Annotated in this window: 2 protein-coding genes; one reads left to right on the forward strand and one right to left on the reverse strand. The window is 62.3% G+C overall.

Annotation, left to right across the window (positions count from 1 at the left end):
- The coding region (locus tag ABW22_RS16450) for a tripartite tricarboxylate transporter substrate-binding protein (RefSeq protein ID WP_059759452.1) at positions 1-881 on the forward strand (881 nt) is incomplete at its 5' end.
- Positions 882-1,119: 238 nt separating this feature from the next.
- On the opposite strand, the gene ABW22_RS16455 is transcribed toward ABW22_RS16450, so the two are convergent.
- Positions 1,120-1,471: hypothetical protein (locus ABW22_RS16455; protein WP_202813988.1), on the reverse strand; the 352-nt coding region annotated here is incomplete at its 5' end.

Below are 1,471 nucleotides of genomic sequence, written 5' to 3' on the forward strand. Positions count from 1 at the left end.
TGGTCGTGCCTTTTGCCGCCGGCGGCCCGACCGATGTGGTGGCCCGCATGATTGCCATACCGATGGGCAAGGCGCTGGGCCAGACCGTGCTGGTCGAAAATACCGTCGGCGCCGGCGGCACCATTGCGGCTACCCGGGTGGCGCGCGCCGCACCCAATGGCTACACGCTCTTTATTCACCACATGGGCATGGCCACCGCACCGGCGCTGTACAAGAAACTAGCCTTCGATCCGCTGAAGGACTTCGAATACATCGGACAGGTGGTGGATGTGCCCATGACCTTGCTGGCACGCAAGGATTTTCCCGCCGCCAACTTTGCCGAGCTGCAGACTTACCTCAAGGCCAACGGCAGCAAGGTGTCGCTGGCCAACGCCGGGCTGGGCGCGGTCTCGCACCTGTGCGGCTTGCTGTTCATGAGCCACATCGGCGTCGAGCTCAACACCATTCCCTACAAGGGCACAGGCCCGGCCATGAACGACCTGCTCGGCGGCCAGGTGGATTTGCTGTGTGACCAGACCACCCAAACCGTTCCGCTGATCAAGGACGGGCGTGTCAAGGTCTATGGCGTGACCTCTTTGAGCCGCCTGTCCGCGCTGCCCGATGTGCCCACGCTTAACGAGCAGGGGCTCAAGGGGTTTGAAGTGAAGGTCTGGCACGGCATGTACGCGTCCAAAGGCACACCGGCGCCGGTGCTCGAAAAAATCAACGCCGCCTTGCGCGCAGCGATGCAGGACCCGATGGTCAAGCAGCGACTGGCCGAACTCAGCTCGGACATTCCACCGATGGACAAAATCTCTCCGGCAGGCCTGAAAACCCATCTGGAAGCTGAAATCACGAAGTGGGCGCCGGTCATCAAGAAGGCTGGCATTTACGCCGATTAAGCGGGTAGTTTTTGGAAGCCAAATTGGCTTCCAGCCCTCAAAACCTTTTCACGGATCTCCCTGATCTGGCAGTTCCTGATTGTGGTGAACGTCTTGCTGCTGATTGCCGGCAGGTTGATGGATACGGCCAAACTGCTGGGCAAGCCCGGCATCATCAGCTGACGGCTCGTCCCGCTGGCACTACCCCGGCAGCATGGCTCAAGTGACCTGGCCGTCGGCTTGCCGCAGTGTGCGCGCTTTACAGGGTAAGCAGCTGGCCCCAGCCTGGCAGCGTGTCGCGGATGCCGGCCAGGCGCAGGGTATGCCAGGCCAGCGCCTGGTTGCTGGAAATGACCGGCTTGCCGAGCTTCGCCTCCAGGCCGGCGATGAGGTGGGCGATACGTACGCTGGTGCAAGAGACGAAAACCGCATCCACCTCCTGCGCCCCAAGCTGTTCCACCGCCGCCGCCAGCGAGGGGCCGTCGATGCGCGCCACCTCGTTGTCATCCTCGTGGTTGAAGGAGCCGAATACCGGCACCGCCACGCCGCGCGCCTCGATGTAATCGCACATCCAGTTATTGACCGATTCGACGTAGGGCGTGAGCAGGGCG

The sequence above is a fragment of the Thiobacillus denitrificans genome (assembly GCF_001530125.1).
GTDB classification, from domain to species: domain Bacteria; phylum Pseudomonadota; class Gammaproteobacteria; order Burkholderiales; family Thiobacillaceae; genus Thiobacillus; species Thiobacillus denitrificans_C.